Source organism: Qipengyuania huizhouensis, from assembly GCF_019711635.1.
GTDB lineage: Bacteria > Pseudomonadota > Alphaproteobacteria > Sphingomonadales > Sphingomonadaceae > Qipengyuania > Qipengyuania huizhouensis.
Map to the genome: position 1 here is coordinate 29,424 of NZ_JAIGNT010000005.1, position 18,786 is coordinate 48,209.

An 18,786-nucleotide genomic window follows, 5' to 3' on the forward strand; every position below is an offset into this window, starting at 1 on the left:
AAACCTCCCACCCGCACGACGGGAGCAATTTGAATGGCTAACCAGCGCATGATGCAGCGCTTTGCGAAATGGCACATATGGCTTGGCTGGCTGGTCGGGGTTCCGGTCCTCATGTGGACAGTGACCGGCCTGGTGATGGTGATCAAGCCGATCGAGGAAGTGCGCGGCGACCATTTGCGCAAGGAGGTGGCCGAAACCGCCCTTCCCCGCGATACCCATATCGCGGTTTCGCTGCCCGCCGAGAGCACTGCACCGGTGCGCTCGGTAACCACGCAGGTCGAGCGGGGCGAAACGGTGACGCGGATCACCTATATGGATGGCTCAAGCGAGCGTTACCGCGCGGACGGCGCGAAGATGGCGCCGCTTTCGGAAATCGAAGCGCGCATGATCGTCGAAGAAGGCATCGTGGGGGGTGACGAGGTGGTGGGCACTGCTCGCTACGCAGCCGAAAACGTGCCGTTCGACTTCCGCCGGCCGATACCCGTGTGGCAGGTCGCTCTGGCAGACGGGACGCATGTCTATGTCGGCACGGAAACGGGCGCGATCGAGGCGGTGCGCACCGAATGGTGGCGCACCTTCGACCTCATGTGGGGCCTGCACATCATGGATCTGGAAACGCGTGAGGATACCAGCCACCCGGTGCTGATCATCTTCGCTCTGCTCTCGATACTCGGTGCATTGCTAGGCTGCGTGCTCATGTTCCGGCGGCGCAAGGCGCGGGTGGCAGTTCCGTCGTGAACGAAGAAATCCTCACCCCTGTTCTGGACTGGCTCGATCTCGCCGGCGTGGCGATCTTCGCGCTCACGGGCGCCTTGGTGGCAACCAAGGAGCGGCAGACCTTCGTCACGCTGGCCTTCTTTGCGCTTGTGACCGGTGTGGGAGGAGGAACGGTGCGCGACCTGCTGATTGGTGCGCCGGTTTTCTGGATTACCGACCCCTGGGTCGCGGCGATCTGCCTGGGCGTGGCCCTGTTCGCCTGGTTCACACCGACCCGCTGGTGGGAAGGAAAGTTCCTGTCCATTGCCGACGGTGCCGGACTGGCCGCCTACGCGGTCCTGGGGACGGCCAAGGCGCTGCAATATGGTGTTCCGCCCATCCCCAGCGTGCTGATGGGCGTGATCACCGGAACTGTCGGCGGGATGCTCCGCGATGTGCTGGCAGGCCGTCCGTCGATCCTCATGCGTCCCGAACTCTATGTGACCGCAGCCGCGCTTTCTGCCAGCCTGACGGTCGCTGGTACGCTTGCAGGTATCATGAACTGGTGGACCTGGATCGCGGCTGCGCTTGCAGGTTTCGCCCTTAGACTGGCCGCGATCCTGTTAAACCTGGCCCTTCCAGCCTATCACGAGCGGGGGCAAAAAGCCGATTAGGCGCCGGCGCCCGGGTAGCCGGTGCCGATCTCGAGATCGCCTTCGATATCCTCGTCCGCATCGACAGGGCCTCCGGGATAGGCAGGCTGCGCAGGAACAGGCGCGCTGCTCTCTTCGCTTTCCACGCGGCTCCATTCGGACGCGTAGCGATCATCATCCCATTGGCGGTCGTCTTCGTCGCGGGTTTCGGATGCATAGCCGCGATCTTCGTACCCGTATTCCGCGCCCTCGTACTCATCGTCATAGTCGGGCTCGTCGTATTCATAGCCTCCATCACGGCTTCCGAAATCGATGCTGTCGATCCGACCGTTCTCGTCGATGGAACAGCTGAAGCGGTCGCCGTTGAATATCGTGCCTTCGACTATCCATCCGCGCGCAACACGATCCACGCGCTCAACCGTATCGACACGGCGGTCCCGCTCGACGGCATCGACGCACATCTCCACTGCGCGATCGATACCGCGCGCACCGTCCCACTGTGCATCGCGGCGATAGTCGCGCTCGCGGTCACGGCGGTCGTCTCGCGTGGCAGCCTTGGCCACATGCGCGATCGCGCCGACGATAAGCACGCCTGCGATCACATCCCCCAGCCCAGGCCCGCGACGATAGCGGTACCGGTGATAGCGGCGATGTTCGGCAGTCTGCGAAGCTTCCACATCGAGTACCGGTACGGCTGCGGCATATGCGGGCTGTAAAGGCGATGCTGGCAGTTCTGCAGCCTGAGCCGGCATAATGGTAAGAGAAAGCGCAGCAAACATGGCAGGCGCGGCGGCGAGGTTCTTCAATTGCGGCATGGCCAATCCCTGTTGAATGCACCCCCACCTGGTGCGATTCGCATAACGATATCCGGTTCATGCGCGTGCAAGGCTTTAGCGCGGCTGAACCACAAAAATGGCCCGGACAATGAAGCCCGGGCCGAAGTTGATTCTAAGATGTCTTAGCGAAGTCCGCGAATGCCGCTGTAATCGACATGGCTTACCCGGCCACGCTCGATGTAACAGGTGAACTTCCCGCTATCGCGGTTGCTCCAGCGCTGATACCGATTGTTGCGATCACGATAACCATAACGATCGTAACGACCGCCACGGTAGCTGCCATCGACTACGATGCGCCCCTTGACCTTCCAGCCGTAACGGGTGTCGTCCACATCGCGGATTTCGGTCACCTGCGCATAGCGATAGCCCCCGTACCGACTCGCGTCGCGCTTTGCGGCAGCGACACACTGGTTTACCGCAGCACGCGGATTGCCACGATAGCGATAGGCGTCCCGGCGATAATCTCGGCCGCTGTTGTAGTAGCGTCCATCACGGTAATAGCGTCCGTCGCGATAATGATCGCGATCCTTGCTGGCAGCGCTGGCAATAGCGGCAATACCGCCGATGATTACTGCGCCGGCGATCACGTCGCCGACGGAAATTCCATCGTCATCGTCGTAGCCCTGGGCTTGCACGGGAGTAGCCCCGGCAAGTGCCATGGCACCAACGGTAGCGGTTGCGATCCCACCCTTCGCGAAATTTTTGAAATAGTTGGTCACGTGAGGTTCTCCTCATCTCTACCGGGGCGGGATTGCCTCGGTTGATTGAGGTTTTAGGTGATTCGCTGTGAGATGACGCTGAATCGCGATTGCAGCTTTTGTTCAGATTACAGGAAAGTTTTATGAATGCCTAATTTCTCAGAGAATCAAGTACATCGCGCGTAAACGAAGCGATATCGAAGCGCGAACCGACTGGATCTTCGCCTCGGCGAACGATGACGATGTTCATACTCGGCACGATTACTATGAACTGTCCGCGATTACCCATCGCGGCGAAAGTGTCGGGTGGAACGCCTTCGGAGTTGTTCAGCAGCCAGAACCCCGCGCCGTAGCCGAAGGGACCGTCTGGCTGCGGACCGGTTGGCGACGAAACGTAATCGACCCAATTCCCGGGAAGGATCCGCTCACCCCCAGGAAGGACGCCTTCGTCCAGATACAGCTGACCCAGCTTCGCAAGATCGCGCGCAGTGGACCAGACTTGGCTCGAGAGTACATAGTCGCCCTGCCAGTCGGTTTCAGCCACGGTGTGGTCCATTCCGATCCTGGCAAAAAGCTCCGCAGGGCTTTGCCTTTCCAAATAACCCTCGATCGCCTTGACGGCAGCCAGTGTGTCATTGTTGGCATATCGATAGACTGAGCCCGGTTGATGCAGCAGCGGCCAATGCAAAGCCGTTTCTTCTACGGTCGCCCCGCCGAAATAGAGCGGATCGGTTCGATTTCCTGCAGTATCCGAATAGCGGCCCGATGCCATTCGCAGGAGATCATCGATGGTAATCAGCGTGCGCCGGTCGCTGGGAAATAGACCGATTCCTGCAGATTTTTCGATATCCGTTTCGCCAGCCTGAACGGCCGCGCCCACCAGGGTAGCCGCGATGCTCTTGGCCACCGACCAGGTACGCTGCGGAACCGCGGGGCCGAAATCGGAAGCATATTCTTCGCCGATCACGTCACCGTTACGCATTGCCAAGACCGCCGTGGTTCGTGTCCCCTCGCCATAGGCTTCTTCAAATGCCCGACCGAATACTGGGGCGATCTTCGGTTCCGGTGACACCAGTGAAACCCGTTCGAATTCAGAGGCGGGTCTTTTGGTCGCAAAGGGCAGCCGGACGCCATTTACAGGAAGCTGCGAACAACCCCTCCTGGAATCGTGGACCGCCATGCGGGGGAGAGACTGCTCGGCCCATTCCACCGAGACCGTTGCAATTTCCCCGTCGGCATCTCGCTCGATCTCGTAGGGCATCGCCGCAATCAATCCGTCCAGAGGCTCCTGAATGCCCGATAATTCCCACCGCTCTATACTTTCCGGAGTGCGGGTCGCGCCGTTACGCTCGGCATTGGCAATCGCGCTGCACAGGAACAGCGCCTTGTAGCCCGCCGCGAGCGCACGATCATGGCGTTCCTCAAGTTTTTCCTGAGTAGCCGACTGTGCCGAGAGAGGCACGGCGGCGAAGAGCGTGGCGGCTGCAAAAGCTGTCCTGATCATGCCGTCACTCATGGCACGGGTTCGTATCGATGCAAACAAAAGGGCCGGAGGATTTCTCCCCCGGCCCCGCTTGTCTCGATATGGAGTCGCTTACGCGTCTTCCATTTCCTCTTCCGCCATCACAGGGCCGCTGTCCTGGCCCTTGGCGTCCACGTCACGATCGACGAGCTCGATAACGGCCATAGCAGCAGCGTCGCTGCCGCGGTAGCCGGCCTTGATGACGCGGGTGTAGCCGCCTTCACGGTCCGAGTAACGCTCTGCAAGGATGTCGAACAGCTTCTTGAGCTGCGTTTCATCGCCGAGCTTGCTCATCGCAAGGCGGCGGTTCGAAAGACCGCCACGCTTAGCCAGCGTGATCAGCTTTTCGATATAGGGACGCAGTTCCTTGGCCTTCGCCTGCGTGGTGAGGATCTGTTCGTGCTTGATGAGCGCAGCGCTCATGTTGCGGAACAGGGCCTTGCGGTGGCCGGTCTTGCGCTGCAGCTTGCGGCCGGAAATCTTGTGACGCATTTCAACTTTCCTTCGTTCGTAGGGGGCCCGTTCTAGGTAGCCCGATACGGGCCGGATTAAGGGGTCCGGCCCAATCCCCGATGCAAGGTCTTAGCCCAGCAGCTCCTGTTCGAGCTTCTTGGCCATTTCCTCGATGTTCTCGGGCGGCCAGCCCGGGATGTCCATACCGAGGCGCAGGCCCATCGAGCTCAGGACTTCCTTGATCTCGTTCAAAGACTTGCGGCCGAAGTTCGGCGTACGGAGCATCTCGGCCTCGGTCTTCTGGACCAGGTCGCCGATGTAGATGATATTGTCGTTCTTGAGGCAGTTGGCCGAACGGACCGACAGTTCCAGTTCGTCGACCTTCTTGAGAAGGTAACGGTTGAGCTGGTTGGTGTCGCTTTCCTGCGGTTCGGCAGCCTGGCCGATCATCCCGCTGGTCGGCTGCGGGATGCCGTCCTCGAAGTGGACGAACAGCGTCAGCTGGTCCTGAAGGATGCGCGCAGCATAAGCCACGGCGTCTTCCGGGGTGACGGTACCATCGGTTTCGACGGTCAGCGAGAGCTTGTCGTAATCGAGTTCCTGTCCGACGCGGGCGTTCTCGACCTTGTAGCTCACCTGGCGAACCGGCGAATACAGGCTGTCGACCGGAATGAGGCCGATCGGCGCATCGACCGGACGATTCATCACGGCAGGGCTGTAACCCTTGCCGGTATCGGCGGTCAACTCCATGTTGAGCGTCGCACCTTCGTCGAGGTGACAGATCACGAGGTCCTTGTTCATGACCTCGATGTCGCCCGACACGGCAATGTCGCCTGCCTTCACCTCGCCCGGGCCAGTGGCCGAAAGCTGAAGGCGTTTCATGCCTTCACCTTCCATCTTGAGCGCAATCTGCTTCACGTTGAGGACGATATCGGTGACGTCCTCGCGCACGCCGGCGAGCGAGGAGAATTCATGCAGCACGTTCTCGATCTTGATCGAGGTGATCGCTGCGCCCTGGAGCGAGGACAGGAGCACGCGGCGAAGCGCATTGCCGAGCGTGAGGCCGAAGCCGCGCTCGAGCGGTTCGGCCACGAAGGTCGCCTTACGCGCCTTGTCGCCACCGTCCTTGATGTCGAGGGTGTTGGGTTTCTTGAGTTCCTGCCAGTTCTTGATGTTGACGGACATGGATTTCCCCTGGTGTGGATGCGGGCAGGACCGGAGCTCTCAATCGAGCGTCCGGTCCGTGGAAAGTGTCGGTGGCTCAGCGGATCCGAGCCACCAGGCAGGTACGGATCAGACGCGGCGACGCTTGGAAGGACGAACCCCGTTGTGCGGGATCGGCGTCACGTCGCGGATCGAAGTGATGGTGAAGCCCACTGCAGCAAGACCGCGCAGTGCGCTCTCGCGGCCCGAGCCCGGGCCCTTCACTTCGACTTCCAGGGTGCGCACACCGTGTTCGGCGGCCTTGCGGCCCGCGTCGTCGGCGGCGACCTGCGCTGCATAGGGAGTCGACTTGCGGCTACCCTTGAAGCCCATCATACCTGCACTGGACCAGCTGATCGCATTGCCCTGTGCATCGGTGATGGTGATCATCGTGTTGTTGAAGCTGGCGTTGATATGCGCAACGCCGCTCGAAATGTTCTTTTTGTCGCGGCGCCTAACGCGGCCGGGTTCGCGTGCCATGGTGTATCTTCCTCTATATTCTCAAGAAGGGAAAAGCGTTCGGACTGGCCGAAGCTTACTTCTTCTTGCCGGCGATCGGCTTGGCCTTGCCCTTGCGGGTACGGGCGTTGGTGTGGGTGCGCTGGCCGCGAACGGGCAAACCGGCACGATGACGAAGGCCACGATAGGAACGCAGGTCCATAAGGCGCTTGATGTTCATCGCAGTATTGCGACGAAGGTCACCTTCGACCATATGCTCCTCGTCGATCGTTTCACGAACGCGCAGCAGTTCCTCGTCGGTGAGATCCTGGACGCGGCGAGCGTGATCGATGCCGAGCTTGTCAGCGATCTCGACGGCGGTTGTACGACCGATGCCGTGAATATAGGTGAGCGCGATGATAACGCGCTTGTTGGTGGGGATATTTACCCCGGCAATACGAGCCACTTAAATCTCCATGCTCCACAGGATCCTTTCAAGCGGGATCCCATCTCAACGCTTTGTTTTCATTGACATTAACGGACGCCTCTAGCGCAAAAAGCCCGGATGGCGTGCACAATGGCTGGCGCCTGCCGGACTCACCGCAAGTGTCGAATGAATGGCGCGCTTAGTAGGATTCGCGCCGAGCGTCAACCGTCAGCGCGCGCAATCACCGTAGCCGTCGATATGGTTGGCCCGGTGCCGAGTTCAAGTACCTATATAGACGAATGCCTATCGCAGGTCAAAAATGCCCAGAAGCTGGCCTATGGGTCGAACAGGGCATCGGCGTCTTGAAACTGCTAATCGGGCTCGGCAGTGTCTGCTGCCTCGGGCATGGCGAGTGCACCCAAGTGATCGCGCAGACCGTGAAGTTGCTGAGTCATCACGCTGTCGACCGCTTTGGATATCGTATCGATCTCGAACCCCATGGGTCCGCCGACATTATACTCCCATTCGACCAGAGTGCCGCCCTCGATCGGCTTCAGAGTAACGGTCAGAACACCGGTAGCAGGGACTGCCTGCAATGGTCCCAACCCGCCCCGGAGACGAAGCGCCTTGTCCGGTACTGCCTGAACGACCACGGCATGTTGTGCGCTTCCGTCCAGAGGAATATCTCCGTCCCCAGGAATCGTCTCACAGAAGCAACCGCCCGCGCTAGGCACCAATGTCATGTTCGACGCATCGCCCGACCAGCTGTGATCGTCATTCCACCACGTGCCCGGCTTGATGAGCGCTAGCCAGACCTGCCGCGGCGTTGCGGCAATGGAGGCCGTTTCCTTCGTGACGAAGCCATGCTCACTTTTGGCGACAACCTCTGCTGACGCAGGAACGGCCCCGCCCAGCGAACAGATGACTGCCAATGCCCAAAAATGCTTCATGCCCATCTCCCCTATATCCAAGATAGGCTTATTGCGGAGTAGGTCTTTTGGAAAGCCTCAGCCGAGAATCGAGTCGATCGCGTGGGTCACTTCATCGATGGCGCCCATGCCGTCGATACGCTTCACGATGCCACGCTTTTCGTAGCCCGGAAGGATAGGCGCCGTCTCGTTGCGATAGACCGACATGCGGTGGCGCACTGTTTCTTCGTTATCGTCGGGACGACGCTTGAATTCTGTTGCGCCGCATTCGTCGCACACGCCTTCCACCTTCGGTTGCTTGAAGGTGTCATGATAACCCGCGCCGCAGTTAGCGCAGCTAAAGCGACCGGTAATGCGTTCGACCAGTGCATCCTCGTCGACTTCGAGCTCGATCACATGGTCGAGGCTGCGTCCATGCTTGGCAAGAATTTCATCGAGTTGTTCGGCCTGTGCCGCCGTGCGCGGATAACCGTCGAAGATAGCGCCCACTTCCGGGCCCATATCCTCAAGCTTGGCGTCGATCATCGCTGAAACGATATCGTCTGAAACGAGGCCACCTGAATCCATGATGTCGGCAACCTTTCGGCCCAGCTCCGTATCGGCCTTGCGCGTTTCGCGAAGCATATCCCCGGTCGACAGCTGCATCATCCCGTGATGCTCCACAAGCCGCTGGGCCTGCGTGCCTTTGCCTGCGCCCGGAGGGCCTAGAAGAATGATGTCCATCGAGAGAGGTCCCCTTCCCCGAGTGTCCTGCCTTAACGCAGGCGGCCCTTCAGCTTGGCCTTTTTGATGAGATCGCCATACTGGTGTGCCAGAAGGTGCGACTGGATCTGGCTGATCGTATCGACGGTGACGTTCACGACGATCAGCAGGCTGGTGCCGCCGAGGAACAGCGGAACGCCGGTCTGGGCGATCATGTATTCGGGAACCACGCAGACGAATGTCAGGTAGATCGCGCCGATAACGGTGATGCGGGTGAGGACGTAATCGAGATATTCCTCGGTCCGCTTACCAGGACGGATGCCCGGCACGAAGCCGCCATTCTTCTTGAGGTTCTCTGCAGTCTCTTCAGGGTTGAACACAACCGCGGTGTAGAAGAAGCAGAAGAAGATGATGCCGACTGCATAGAGAGTCATGTAGAGCGGCTGGCCGTGCTGGAGGTACTGCAGAACCGTCTGCAACGCCCCGCCGGTGGTGCTTTCGGTGTCGAGCGAATTACCCGCAAACTGTGTGATCGTAAGCGGCAGCAGCAACAGCGAGCTGGCGAAGATCGGAGGAATCACGCCAGCGGTGTTGAGCTTGAGCGGCAAGTGCGAGCGATCCGCCTGCATCATGCCGCGCTGCGTCGCACGCTTGGGATACTGGACCAGCAAGCGGCGCTGGGCACGCTCGAAAAAGCTGATCAGCAGGATCAGGCCTACGACCATCACTATGAAGCCGAGCAGGATACCTGTGGCGATCGAGCCTTCACTGTAGCCCGAAGCCATGTTCGAGACAAAAGTCGGAAACTGGGCGACGATGCCGGCCATGATGATGAGCGAGACGCCGTTGCCGATCCCGCGGCTGGTGATCTGCTCACCCAGCCACAGCAGGAACATCGTTCCGCCCACGAGGCTGATGACCGCACCGATGCGGAACATGTAACCAGGATCGACCACGGCGGCGATACCACTGGATGCACCATAGCTTTCGAGCCCTGCGGCGAGAAACCAGCCCTGGATGGTACAAAGGAAAACGGTGCCGTAGCGCGTGTACTGGTTGAGCTTCTGCCGACCGACAGTGCCTTCCTTCTTCATCGCGGCGAGCGTCGGGTGCAGGGCCGAGGCCATCTGTACGACGATCGAAGCGGTGATGTAAGGCATGACGCCGAGCGCGATGAGGCTCATGCGTTCGAGGCTGCCGCCGGTAAACATGTTGAACATGTCGAGCACGCCGCCACGGGTCTGATCAGCAAGCTGCGTCAATGCGCTGGCATTGATGCCCGGCAGCGGCACGAAGCTCAGGAATCGGAAGACGATGAGCGCACCGATCGTGAACCAGATGCGATTCTTCAGCTCGGTGGCCTTGGAAAAATTGGCGAGGCTTATGTTGCTCGCGAAACTATCGGCGCGTGATGCCATTGGTCGTCTTCGATCCTAGCTTGTCGCCGGCCCGTCCCGGCGTAGACCGGACAGATAGGGAGCAGGACGACGAATGTCGAACCCTGCTCCCCGATTTCCATCAATTATTTGGACTTCTTGGCCTTGTTGGCTTCGGTCCGCTTGGCCTTTTTCTCGGCTTCGCTCTCACCGCGGTCGATCACTTCGACCGAACCGCCGGCCTTCTCGACCGCCTCGATGGCACCCTTGGAAGCACCGGCAACGATGAACTTCGCCTTAGTCTTGAGTTCGCCCTTGCCGAGCAGACGGACGCCATCCTTGCCGCCGCGTGCGAGGCCGGCGGCCTTCAGCGCTGCATGGTCGATGTCTCTCTTGGCGTCGAGCTTCTTCGCGTCGATGAACTTCTGGACCATGCCCAGGTTCACTTCGGCATAATCCTTGCCAAACGGATTGTTGAAGCCGCGCTTCGGCAGACGCATGTGGAGCGGCATCTGGCCGCCTTCGAAGCCCTTGATGGCGACGCCCGAACGGCTCTTCTGGCCCTTCTGGCCCCGGCCGCCGGTCTTGCCCTTGCCCGAACCGATGCCTCGGCCGACACGGATGCGCTCCTTGCGGGCGCCGGGATTGTCGCGGATGTCGTTCAGTTTCATAGTGTGCACTCGCTTTCGCTTTTGTTCGCGCTGTAAAATGGAAGCGGCCCGCTAAAGCAGCAGGCCGCCCCCGTCAAATGTCTTTGCCGAAGAGTTTAGTCTTCGACGATCGCAACCAGATGCGGGACCTTGGCAACCGCACCGCGCACCTCGGGGGTGTCCTGGCGTTCGACGATCTTGTGCATCTTGTTGAGGCCAAGACCGATGAGGATCTTGCGCTGGCTTTCTGGGCGGCGGATCGGCGAACCGATCTGCTTGAGCCTGATGGTCTTGTTCTTTGCCATCTCAATTACTCCGCGATAGCGGCGGCGTCGGCTTCAGCCTCTGCCTCCGATGCGCCACCACGGCCAAGCAGGTCTGCGACCTTTTTGCCGCGACGCTGGGAAACCGACTTCGGTGAAGTCTGTTCGGTCAGCGCGTCGAACGTGGCGCGGATCATGTTGTAGGGGTTCGAGGTGCCGACCGACTTGGTCACCACATCGGCAACGCCGAGGCTCTCGAACACGGCACGCATCGGACCACCGGCGATAATACCGGTACCCGGAGGCGCCGTACGCAGGGTAACCTTGCCAGCACCGAAGCGACCGTTACCGTCGTGATGGAGGGTCCGGCCTTCCTTCAGCGGAACGCGGATCATCTTCTTGCGCGCAGCGGCCGAAGCCTTCTGGATCGCTTCCGGCACTTCGCGGGCCTTGCCCTTGCCGAAACCGACGCGGCCCGAACCGTCACCCACAACCACGAGAGCAGCAAAACCGAAGCGCTTACCGCCCTTCACCGTCTTGCTGACGCGGTTGATGTGAACGAGCTTTTCGATGATGCCGTCATCTTCTTCCTCACGGCGATTGCCACGACGATTGTCGCGACCACCACGGCCACGGCCACCGTCACGGTTCCCACCGCGACCGCCACCACGCCCACCACGCTCGCGCGGCTGACCTTCGGCGCCCTGGGCGGGATCCTGGTTGGCAGCTGCTTCCGAAGGCGTGTCGGCGATTGCCGGCTCTTCCTTGGTCACGGCATGCTCGGTTTCGGCTTCCGCCACACCGGCATCGGCTTTCGCCTTTGCCACTTCAGGAGTTTCAGCCACGGCGTTCTCCGCCTCGGCATTTTCGTTTTTCTTGTCGTCAGCCATCATTCAGAACTCCAGCCCGCCTTCACGGGCGGCGTCGGCCAGCGCCTTAACGCGGCCATGGAACAGGAAGCCGCCGCGGTCGAACACCACGGTGGTCACGCCGGCCTTCTTGGCGGCAGCAGCGATGTCGGTGCCGACCTGCTTGGCCGCATCGACATTCGCGCCCGAACTCTTCGCACCCAACGTCGAAGCTGCGGCAACAGTCTTGCCTGCAGCATCGTCAATGATCTGTGCGTAGATGTGCTTGCCGGTGCGGTGCACCGACAGACGGGGCTTGCCACCGGCACGATTGCGAAGCGCAGTACGGACACGGCGACGGCGACGTTCGAAAAGAGAAAGCTTTGCCATCTTACTTCTTCTTCCCTTCCTTGCGGAAGATATACTCGCCGCGATACTTGATACCCTTGCCCTTGTAGGGTTCGGGCTTGCGCCATTTGCGGACATTCGCCGCGAACTGGCCCACGGCCTGTTTGTCGATACCGCTGATTTCCACGGTCGTCTGGTCCGGAGTCTTCACTTCGATACCTTCGGGAACATCGAGATCGACGTCATGCGAATAACCGAGCTGAAGCTTGAGCTTTTTGCCCTGCGCCTGCGCACGATAGCCGACACCCGAAATCTCGAGCACCTTGGTGAAACCTTCCGTGACACCTTCGACCAGGTTCGACACGAGCGTGCGCTGCATACCCCAGTGGTTACGGGCGGCGCGCGTATCGTTGGCCGGAGTGACGGCGATTTCGTCGTTCTCGAGCTTGTAGGTCACGAGTTCGGAAAGACCCATCGAAAGAGTGCCCTTGGGACCCTTAACCGACAGAGTATCGCCTTCGATATTGGCAGTGACCCCGCTCGGGATCGCTACCGGCTTCTTGCCGATGCGGCTCATCAGAACACCTCCGCCAGCACTTCGCCGCCGACGTTTTCGGTACGGGCTTCCGCATCGGAAAGCACACCCTTCGGCGTCGAGACGATGGTGATGCCGAGACCGTTGCGCACAACGGGAAGTTCTTTCGAACCCGCATAGACGCGGCGGCCAGGCTTGGAGACACGGGCAACATGCTTGATCGCAGGTTCGCCCTCGAAATATTTCAGTTCAATCCGCAGCGCGGGGTGTTTGCCCGAAGCGTCTTCGCTGTAGCCACGGATGTAGCCTTCGCGCTGGAGCACTTCGAGGACGTTCGCACGCAACTTGGAAGCCGGCGAAAGGACACTGTCCTTCTTCGCCTGCTGGCCGTTGCGGATACGGGTGAGCATATCACCCAGGGGATCGGTCATAGCCATCTGTCAGTACCTCACCAGCTCGACTTGGTCAGGCCTGGAATCAGGCCCTTGTTGCCGAGGTCGCGCAGTTCGATGCGGTTGAGGCCGAACTTGCGGTAGTAGCCGCGCGGGCGGCCGGTGGTGGCGCAGCGATTGCGCACGCGGGTGGGATTAGCGTTGCGGGGCAGCTCGGCCATCTTGAGGCGCGCCATCAGACGTTCGCCTTCATCGAGGCTTTCGTCGTCAGCGATTGCCTTAAGCTTCGCGTACTTTTCCGCATACTGCTTGACGAGCTTCTTGCGACGCTCGTTCTTGTTGATCGAACTCAGTTTCGCCATTGGACTTAAGTTCCTTCCTTATCCTGCGATCCGGGGGCGGCTCACGCCGCCTCCTTCTCTTCCGACTTTTCAGCCGGGAACGGGAAACCGAAGAGACGCAGAAGTTCGCGCGCTTCCTCATCGGTCTTCGCCGTGGTGGTTACGATGATATCCATGCCCCGAACCTTCTCGATCTGATCGTACGAGATTTCGGGGAAGATGATCTGCTCTTTAAGTCCCATTGCGTAATTGCCGCGACCGTCGAACGACTTGGCGTTGAGGCCACGGAAGTCGCGGATGCGGGGCATTGCAATGGTCACGAGGCGGTCGAGGAACTCATACATGCGCTCGCGGCGAAGGGTCACCTTCGCACCGATCGGCATGCCTTCACGCAGCTTGAACTGCGCGATCGACTTCTTGGCCTTGGTGATGACCGGCTTCTGACCGGCAATCTTGGCCATTTCTTCCGCAGCGGTCTGGACCTTCTTCTTGTCCTGGCTGGCTTCGCCCACGCCCATGTTGAGCGTGATCTTTTCCAGCTTCGGAACTTCGAGACGGTTCTTGTAGCCGAACTTCTCGGTCATCGCCTTGACGATCTCGTCGTCGAAGCGCTGCTTCATACGGGGGGTGTAATCAGCCATCGATGGTCTCCCCACTCTTCACGGCAACGCGCACCTTCTTGCCGTCCTTTTCTTCGAAACGGACGCGGGTGGGCTTGCCATCCTTGGGATCGGCAACAGCAACCTTGCTGATCGACATCGGCGCTTCGAAACGGTCGATGCCGCCCTGCGGGTTCTGCTGGGTCGGCTTGCGGTGACGTGCAGCGATATTGACGCCTTCGACGACGACCTTGCCTTCTTTCGGCATGACCTTCGCGACGGTGCCGGTCTTGCCCTTGTCCTTGCCGGACAGGACGACGACGCTGTCACCCTTCTTGATCTTAGCGGCAGCCATTACAGCACCTCCGGAGCAAGCGAGATGATCTTCATGAACCCGCGGCCGCGCAGTTCGCGGACCACCGGGCCGAAGATACGGGTGCCGATCGGTTCTTCGTTCTTGTTCACGAGAACAGCGGCATTGCTGTCGAAGCGGATCACGCTGCCATCGGGGCGGCGCACATCCTTCCTCGTACGCACGATGACGGCGCGATGGACATCGCCCTTCTTCACCTTCGTGCGCGGCTGGGCTTCCTTGACGGAAACCACGATCACGTCGCCGACGGACGCGGTGCGGCGCTTCGAGCCGCCCAGTACCTTGATGCACTGGACGCGCTTGGCGCCGCTATTGTCCGCGACGTCGAGATTGGATTGCATCTGGATCATCGATCCCGTTCCTTCTCAATTGGCTTGCCGGAACCAGTCCGGCAGTTCCTAAACGTCAGTTGCCTGCGGCTTCGACTTCGAGGTCGGCCTCGACAGCCTGGGTTCCGCCTGCCGTCACCCGATCCTTGACCATCCAGGTCTTGGTTTTCGAGATCGGCTTGGTTTCTTCGATACGCACGACGTCGCCGAGCTGGTACTCGTTCTTCTCGTCATGGGCGTGGTACTTCTTCGAACGACGGATGATCTTCCCGTAGAGGGGGTGCTTCACCTTGCGCTCGACGAGCACGGTCACGGTCTTGTCGGTCTTGTCGGAGGTGACGGTCCCGATCAGGATACGTTTGGGCATGGTCTACTACTCCTTACGCCTTGGCTGCCGCTGCGCGGGCGCGTTCGCCCTGCAGCGTCTTGATCTTGGCGATCGAACGACGGACTTCGCGGATGCGAGCCGGAGCTTCGAGCTGGTTGGTCGCAGCCTGGAAGCGCAGATTGAACTGCTCGCGCTTGAGACTGGTCAGTTCTTCGTCCAGCTGGTCATCGCTCTTCTGGCGCAGATCTTCGATCTTGCTCATTATTCGCCTCCGAGGTGCGAGGTGTCGCCCAGGCGGGCAACGACCTTGGTCTTGACCGGCAGCTTCATGGCTGCGCGGCTGAACGCTTCGGCGGCCAGCGGGCCGGCGACGCCGTCGAGTTCGAACAGGATGCGGCCCGGCTTCACACGAGCTGCCCAGTATTCGACCGAACCCTTGCCCTTACCCTGACGGACTTCGGCAGGCTTCTTGGAAACCGGCACGTCGGGGAAAACGCGGATCCAGAGACGACCCTGGCGCTTGATGTGACGCGTGATCGCACGGCGAGCCGCTTCGATCTGGCGTGCGGTGATACGCTCCGGCTCAAGGGCCTTCAGGCCGTACGAGCCGAAATTGAGCGTGGTGCCGCCCTTGGCGTTGCCATGGATCTTGCCCTTGAACGCCTTGCGGTACTTGGTTTTCTTCGGTTGCAGCATGGTTCTTTCCTATACCTGCAATCAGCGAGCCGGACGGACGCCGGAGGTCTGCGATTCCATCATCAGACGATCCTGCGCGGTCGGGTCATGGCCGAGAATCTCACCCTTGAAGACCCACACCTTGATGCCGATGATGCCATAGGCGGTCAGCGCCTCGGCTTCGGCATAATCGATGTTGGCGCGAAGCGTATGAAGCGGAACGCGGCCTTCGCGATACTGTTCTACGCGAGCGATTTCCGCACCGCCGAGACGGCCGCCGCACATGATCTTGATGCCTTCGGCACCAAGGCGCATGGCCGACTGCATGGCGCGCTTCATCGCACGGCGGAAAGCCACACGGCGGATCAGCTGATCGGCAATGCCCTGAGCGACGAGCTTCGCATCGACTTCCGGCTTGCGGATTTCGACGATGTTCAGCTTCACTTCGCTTGCAGTCATCTTCGACAGCTTCGTGCGCAGCTTTTCGATGTCCGCGCCCTTCTTGCCGATGATGACGCCGGGACGCGCCGCATAGATCGAAATGCGGCACAGCTTCGCCGGACGCTCGATCACAACTTTAGAGATTGCAGCCTGGGCAGCGTTCTCGAGGATGAACTTGCGGATCTCGATGTCCTCGGCCAGCAGCTTGGCGTAATCACGCCCTTCGGCGTACCAGCGGCTGTCCCAGGTGCGGTTGATCTGCAGGCGCAGACCGATCGGATTGCTCTTATGGCCCATCTTACGCCTCCTCCTGCTCGCGGACGACGATGCGAAGGCGGCTGAACGGCTTCAGGATGCGCGTCGACTTGCCGCGACCACGGGTGTGGAAGCGCTTCATCGTGATCGACTTGCCTACCGAAGCCTCTGCAACGACCAGCGCGTCGACATCGAGGTTGTGGTTGTTTTCCGCGTTGGCGATCGCCGAAGCGAGAACCTTCGTGGCATCCTTAGCCATCGACTTCTTCGAGAAGGCGAGGATGTTGAGGGCCTCTTCGGCCTTCTTGCCGCGAATGAGCTCGGCAACGAGATTCAGCTTCTGCGCGGAACCACGGATGGTGGTGCCCACAGCCAGAGCCTCGTTGTCGGCGACGCGACGGGGTGCTTTCTGCTTGCTCATCAGCGCTTACCCTTCTTGTCGGCAGCGTGACCCGGGAAAGTGCGCGTGGGCGCGAATTCGCCGAGCTTGTGACCAACCATCTCTTCCGAGACGGAGACCGGGATGAACTTGTGGCCGTTGTACACGTTGAACGTGAGACCGACGAACTGGGGCAGGATGGTGCTGCGGCGCGACCAGGTCTTGATCGGCTTGGTGCTGCTTGCGTCCTGCGCCTCTTCTGCCTTCTTAAGAAGGCTGAGTTCGACGAACGGACCTTTCCAGACGGAACGAGCCATGTCGGATTACCTCTTCTTCTTCGCGTGGCGCGAACGGATGATCATCTTGTCCGTCTGCTTGTTCTTGCGAGTACGGGCGCCCTTGGTCGGCTTACCCCACGGAGTGACCGGATGACGGCCGCCCGAGGTCCGGCCTTCACCACCGCCATGCGGGTGATCGACCGGGTTCTTGGCGACACCGCGGGTCAGCGGCTTGATACCCATCCAGCGACGACGACCGGCCTTGCCCAGGTTCTGGTTCTGGTTGTCCGGGTTCGATACGGCACCGACGGTACCCATGCAGTCGGCACGCAGATAACGCTGCTCACCGCTGTTGAGTCGCACGATGACCATGCCGCGATCACGACCGACCAACTGAACATAGGCACCTGCCGAACGGGCGATCTGGCCGCCCTTGCCAGGCTTCATTTCCACGTTGTGGCAAATAGTGCCGACCGGCATCTGACCGAGCAACATGGCGTTACCGGGCTTGGTGTCGGTCTTTTCGGCCGCGATGACCTTGTCGCCGACAGCGAGGCGCTGCGGAGCAATGATGTAGGCCTGCTCGCCGTCTTCGTACTTCACCAGGGCGATGAAAGCGGTGCGGTTGGGATCGTATTCGATCCGTTCCACGGTACCTTCCACGTCCCACTTGCGACGCTTGAAGTCGATGAAGCGGTACTTCTGCTTGTGACCGCCGCCGATGCCACGCGAGGTGACATGACCCTTGTTGTTCCGGCCACCGGTCTTGCGCTTGCCTTCCGTGAGCGACTTGACGGGCTTGCCCTTATACAGGCCCGACTTGTCGACGAGGATGAGGCCGCGGCGCGCGGGGCTCGTCGGTTTGTAATTCTTGAGTGCCATCAGCCTACACCTTCCGTGATGTCGATCATCGAACCCTCAGCGAGGGTGACGATCGCCTTCTTCACGTCGTTGCGCTTGTAGGGCTTGCCCTTCCAGCGCTTGGTCTTGCCCTTCACGTTGATCGTGTTCACCGCGACGACCTTGGCCTTCTGCTCGGCGTAGATCGCCTCAACAGCTTCCTTGATCTGCGGCTTGGTCGCATCGCCTGCGACCTTGAATACGACCGCGTTGTTCTCCGAAGCCATGGTCGACTTTTCGGTGATGTGCGGAGCGAGGATCACGTCGTAGTGACGCGCTTCGATTGCCTGCTTCTTAGCCATTGAAACGGCCCTCCAGCTTCTCGACCGCGTCCTTGGTGAGGACCAGCGTGTCGTGCTTCAGGATGTCGTAGACGTTGGCACCCATCGCCGGCAGGACGTTGACGCCCGGCAGGTTTCCGGCAGCCTTCTTAAAGCCGTCATTCACACTTTCGCCGTCGATGACCAGAACCTTGCCGGCCCAGCCATTCTTGTCGAACATGCCCTTGAGCGCTTTGGTCTTGGCATCCTTGAGCTCAAGACTGTCAACGACGATGAGGCCGTCCTTCGCCTTGCTCGAAAGCGCCATTTTGAGCCCGAGCGCGCGGATCTTCTTGTTCAGCGACTGCTCGAAGTCACGCTTGCGCGCACCATGAGCCTTACCGCCGCCGATGAAGATCGGAGCGCCGCGGTCACCGTGACGAGCGCCGCCCGAACCCTTCTGGCGACCGAACTTCTTGCCCGTGCGAGCAACGTCCGAACGCTCACGCGTGGGGCGTGCGGTTCCGCGACGGTTCTCGAGCTGCCATGTGACAACGCGGTGCAGGATGTCGGCGCGCGGCTCGACGCCGAACACATCGTCGTTCAGCTCGATATCGCCCGACGCCTTGCCGTCGATTTTCTGGACCTTGACCTTCACG

Annotated in this window: 31 protein-coding genes; 2 read left to right on the forward strand and 29 right to left on the reverse strand. The window is 60.4% G+C overall.

What is annotated here, in order from left to right; genetic code table 11:
- Positions 1-33: 33 nt before the first annotated feature.
- Positions 34-738, forward strand: a complete 705-nt coding sequence (locus K3180_RS06130; RefSeq protein WP_221539059.1) for a PepSY domain-containing protein — start codon at positions 34-36, stop codon at positions 736-738.
- A complete protein-coding gene (locus K3180_RS06135; RefSeq protein WP_221539060.1) occupies positions 735-1,370 on the forward strand; it encodes a TRIC cation channel family protein in 636 nt (211 codons plus the stop codon). The genes K3180_RS06130 and K3180_RS06135 overlap by 4 nt, the downstream gene beginning before the upstream one ends.
- Here K3180_RS06135 and K3180_RS06140 read toward each other — a convergent pair.
- The 29 genes from K3180_RS06140 to rplD form a co-directional block, all read right to left on the reverse strand.
- Entirely contained in the window at positions 1,367-2,164 is a 798-nt protein-coding gene (locus tag K3180_RS06140) for a hypothetical protein (RefSeq protein WP_221539061.1), read from the reverse strand. The two genes, K3180_RS06135 and K3180_RS06140, sit on opposite strands and share 4 nt — an antisense overlap.
- A gap of 143 nt (positions 2,165-2,307) precedes the next feature.
- Positions 2,308-2,904, reverse strand: coding sequence for a hypothetical protein (locus K3180_RS06145; protein WP_345719430.1), 597 nt, complete (start codon positions 2,902-2,904; stop codon positions 2,308-2,310).
- A gap of 130 nt (positions 2,905-3,034) precedes the next feature.
- A complete protein-coding gene (locus K3180_RS06150) occupies positions 3,035-4,387 on the reverse strand; it encodes a serine hydrolase domain-containing protein (RefSeq protein WP_221539062.1) in 1,353 nt (450 codons plus the stop codon).
- A 90-nt stretch (positions 4,388-4,477) separates the two neighbouring features.
- Complete coding sequence (gene rplQ, locus K3180_RS06155) at positions 4,478-4,897, reverse strand: 50S ribosomal protein L17 (RefSeq protein ID WP_221539063.1); 420 nt, start codon at positions 4,895-4,897, stop codon at positions 4,478-4,480.
- 90 nt (positions 4,898-4,987) lie between these two features.
- Entirely contained in the window at positions 4,988-6,043 is a 1,056-nt protein-coding gene (locus tag K3180_RS06160) for a DNA-directed RNA polymerase subunit alpha (RefSeq protein ID WP_221539065.1), read from the reverse strand.
- Between the two features lie 108 nt (positions 6,044-6,151).
- Positions 6,152-6,541 carry a 30S ribosomal protein S11 gene (rpsK, locus tag K3180_RS06165; RefSeq protein ID WP_006831904.1) on the reverse strand — a complete coding sequence of 130 codons (390 nt, stop codon included), beginning with the start codon at positions 6,539-6,541 and terminating at the stop codon, positions 6,152-6,154.
- Between the two features lie 55 nt (positions 6,542-6,596).
- Positions 6,597-6,965, reverse strand: a complete 369-nt coding sequence (gene rpsM, locus K3180_RS06170) for a 30S ribosomal protein S13 (RefSeq protein WP_221539066.1) — start codon at positions 6,963-6,965, stop codon at positions 6,597-6,599.
- Positions 6,966-7,297: 332 nt separating this feature from the next.
- Positions 7,298-7,876, reverse strand: coding sequence for an SRPBCC family protein (locus K3180_RS06175; protein WP_247710365.1), 579 nt, complete (start codon positions 7,874-7,876; stop codon positions 7,298-7,300).
- Between the two features lie 57 nt (positions 7,877-7,933).
- Positions 7,934-8,578: an adenylate kinase gene (locus K3180_RS06180; RefSeq protein ID WP_221539071.1), complete on the reverse strand. Its 645-nt coding sequence runs from the start codon at positions 8,576-8,578 to the stop codon at positions 7,934-7,936.
- A 32-nt stretch (positions 8,579-8,610) separates the two neighbouring features.
- A complete protein-coding gene (gene secY, locus K3180_RS06185) occupies positions 8,611-9,975 on the reverse strand; it encodes a preprotein translocase subunit SecY (protein ID WP_221539078.1) in 1,365 nt (454 codons plus the stop codon).
- A 104-nt stretch (positions 9,976-10,079) separates the two neighbouring features.
- A complete protein-coding gene (rplO, locus tag K3180_RS06190; RefSeq protein WP_221539080.1) occupies positions 10,080-10,604 on the reverse strand; it encodes a 50S ribosomal protein L15 in 525 nt (174 codons plus the stop codon).
- Between the two features lie 95 nt (positions 10,605-10,699).
- Positions 10,700-10,888, reverse strand: coding sequence for a 50S ribosomal protein L30 (rpmD, locus tag K3180_RS06195; RefSeq protein ID WP_221539082.1), 189 nt, complete (start codon positions 10,886-10,888; stop codon positions 10,700-10,702).
- 5 nt (positions 10,889-10,893) lie between these two features.
- A complete protein-coding gene (gene rpsE, locus K3180_RS12905) occupies positions 10,894-11,739 on the reverse strand; it encodes a 30S ribosomal protein S5 (protein ID WP_247710366.1) in 846 nt (281 codons plus the stop codon).
- Positions 11,740-12,084 carry a 50S ribosomal protein L18 gene (rplR, locus tag K3180_RS06205; protein WP_221539085.1) on the reverse strand — a complete coding sequence of 115 codons (345 nt, stop codon included), beginning with the start codon at positions 12,082-12,084 and terminating at the stop codon, positions 11,740-11,742.
- 1 nt (position 12,085) lies between these two features.
- Complete coding sequence (gene rplF, locus K3180_RS06210; protein WP_221539086.1) at positions 12,086-12,619, reverse strand: 50S ribosomal protein L6; 534 nt, start codon at positions 12,617-12,619, stop codon at positions 12,086-12,088.
- Positions 12,619-13,014, reverse strand: coding sequence for a 30S ribosomal protein S8 (gene rpsH / locus K3180_RS06215; RefSeq protein ID WP_160728623.1), 396 nt, complete (start codon positions 13,012-13,014; stop codon positions 12,619-12,621). The genes rplF and rpsH overlap by 1 nt, the downstream gene beginning before the upstream one ends.
- Before the next feature lie 11 nt (positions 13,015-13,025).
- The gene (gene rpsN, locus K3180_RS06220; protein WP_160728624.1) at positions 13,026-13,331 is read right to left on the reverse strand and encodes a 30S ribosomal protein S14; all 306 of its coding nucleotides are present in this window, start codon (positions 13,329-13,331) and stop codon (positions 13,026-13,028) included.
- 41 nt (positions 13,332-13,372) lie between these two features.
- A complete protein-coding gene (gene rplE / locus K3180_RS06225) occupies positions 13,373-13,951 on the reverse strand; it encodes a 50S ribosomal protein L5 (protein WP_221539088.1) in 579 nt (192 codons plus the stop codon).
- Positions 13,944-14,264 carry a 50S ribosomal protein L24 gene (gene rplX / locus K3180_RS06230; protein WP_221539090.1) on the reverse strand — a complete coding sequence of 107 codons (321 nt, stop codon included), beginning with the start codon at positions 14,262-14,264 and terminating at the stop codon, positions 13,944-13,946. Before rplX ends, rplE begins: the two co-directional genes overlap by 8 nt.
- Positions 14,264-14,632 carry a 50S ribosomal protein L14 gene (gene rplN, locus K3180_RS06235; protein ID WP_138615862.1) on the reverse strand — a complete coding sequence of 123 codons (369 nt, stop codon included), beginning with the start codon at positions 14,630-14,632 and terminating at the stop codon, positions 14,264-14,266. Before rplN ends, rplX begins: the two co-directional genes overlap by 1 nt.
- 55 nt (positions 14,633-14,687) lie before the next feature.
- The gene (gene rpsQ / locus K3180_RS06240; protein WP_090478788.1) at positions 14,688-14,978 is read right to left on the reverse strand and encodes a 30S ribosomal protein S17; all 291 of its coding nucleotides are present in this window, start codon (positions 14,976-14,978) and stop codon (positions 14,688-14,690) included.
- 13 nt (positions 14,979-14,991) lie between these two features.
- A complete protein-coding gene (gene rpmC, locus K3180_RS06245; RefSeq protein ID WP_221539092.1) occupies positions 14,992-15,201 on the reverse strand; it encodes a 50S ribosomal protein L29 in 210 nt (69 codons plus the stop codon).
- Positions 15,201-15,635: a 50S ribosomal protein L16 gene (gene rplP / locus K3180_RS06250; protein WP_040963569.1), complete on the reverse strand. Its 435-nt coding sequence runs from the start codon at positions 15,633-15,635 to the stop codon at positions 15,201-15,203. Before rplP ends, rpmC begins: the two co-directional genes overlap by 1 nt.
- Positions 15,636-15,656: 21 nt before the next feature.
- Positions 15,657-16,352 (reverse strand): 30S ribosomal protein S3, encoded by a 696-nt coding sequence (gene rpsC, locus K3180_RS06255; RefSeq protein ID WP_221539094.1) that lies wholly within the window; start codon positions 16,350-16,352, stop codon positions 15,657-15,659.
- 1 nt (position 16,353) lies between these two features.
- Positions 16,354-16,731 carry a 50S ribosomal protein L22 gene (rplV, locus tag K3180_RS06260; protein WP_160728630.1) on the reverse strand — a complete coding sequence of 126 codons (378 nt, stop codon included), beginning with the start codon at positions 16,729-16,731 and terminating at the stop codon, positions 16,354-16,356.
- A complete protein-coding gene (gene rpsS, locus K3180_RS06265) occupies positions 16,731-17,006 on the reverse strand; it encodes a 30S ribosomal protein S19 (protein WP_221539097.1) in 276 nt (91 codons plus the stop codon). Before rpsS ends, rplV begins: the two co-directional genes overlap by 1 nt.
- Positions 17,007-17,012: 6 nt before the next feature.
- On the reverse strand, positions 17,013-17,849 hold the full coding sequence (gene rplB, locus K3180_RS06270) for a 50S ribosomal protein L2 (RefSeq protein WP_221539099.1): 837 nt from the start codon (positions 17,847-17,849) through the stop codon (positions 17,013-17,015).
- The gene (locus K3180_RS06275) at positions 17,849-18,169 is read right to left on the reverse strand and encodes a 50S ribosomal protein L23 (RefSeq protein WP_221539101.1); all 321 of its coding nucleotides are present in this window, start codon (positions 18,167-18,169) and stop codon (positions 17,849-17,851) included. The genes rplB and K3180_RS06275 overlap by 1 nt, the downstream gene beginning before the upstream one ends.
- On the reverse strand, positions 18,162-18,785 hold the full coding sequence (rplD, locus tag K3180_RS06280; RefSeq protein ID WP_221539103.1) for a 50S ribosomal protein L4: 624 nt from the start codon (positions 18,783-18,785) through the stop codon (positions 18,162-18,164). The genes K3180_RS06275 and rplD overlap by 8 nt, the downstream gene beginning before the upstream one ends.
- Between the last annotated feature and the right edge of the window lies 1 nt (position 18,786).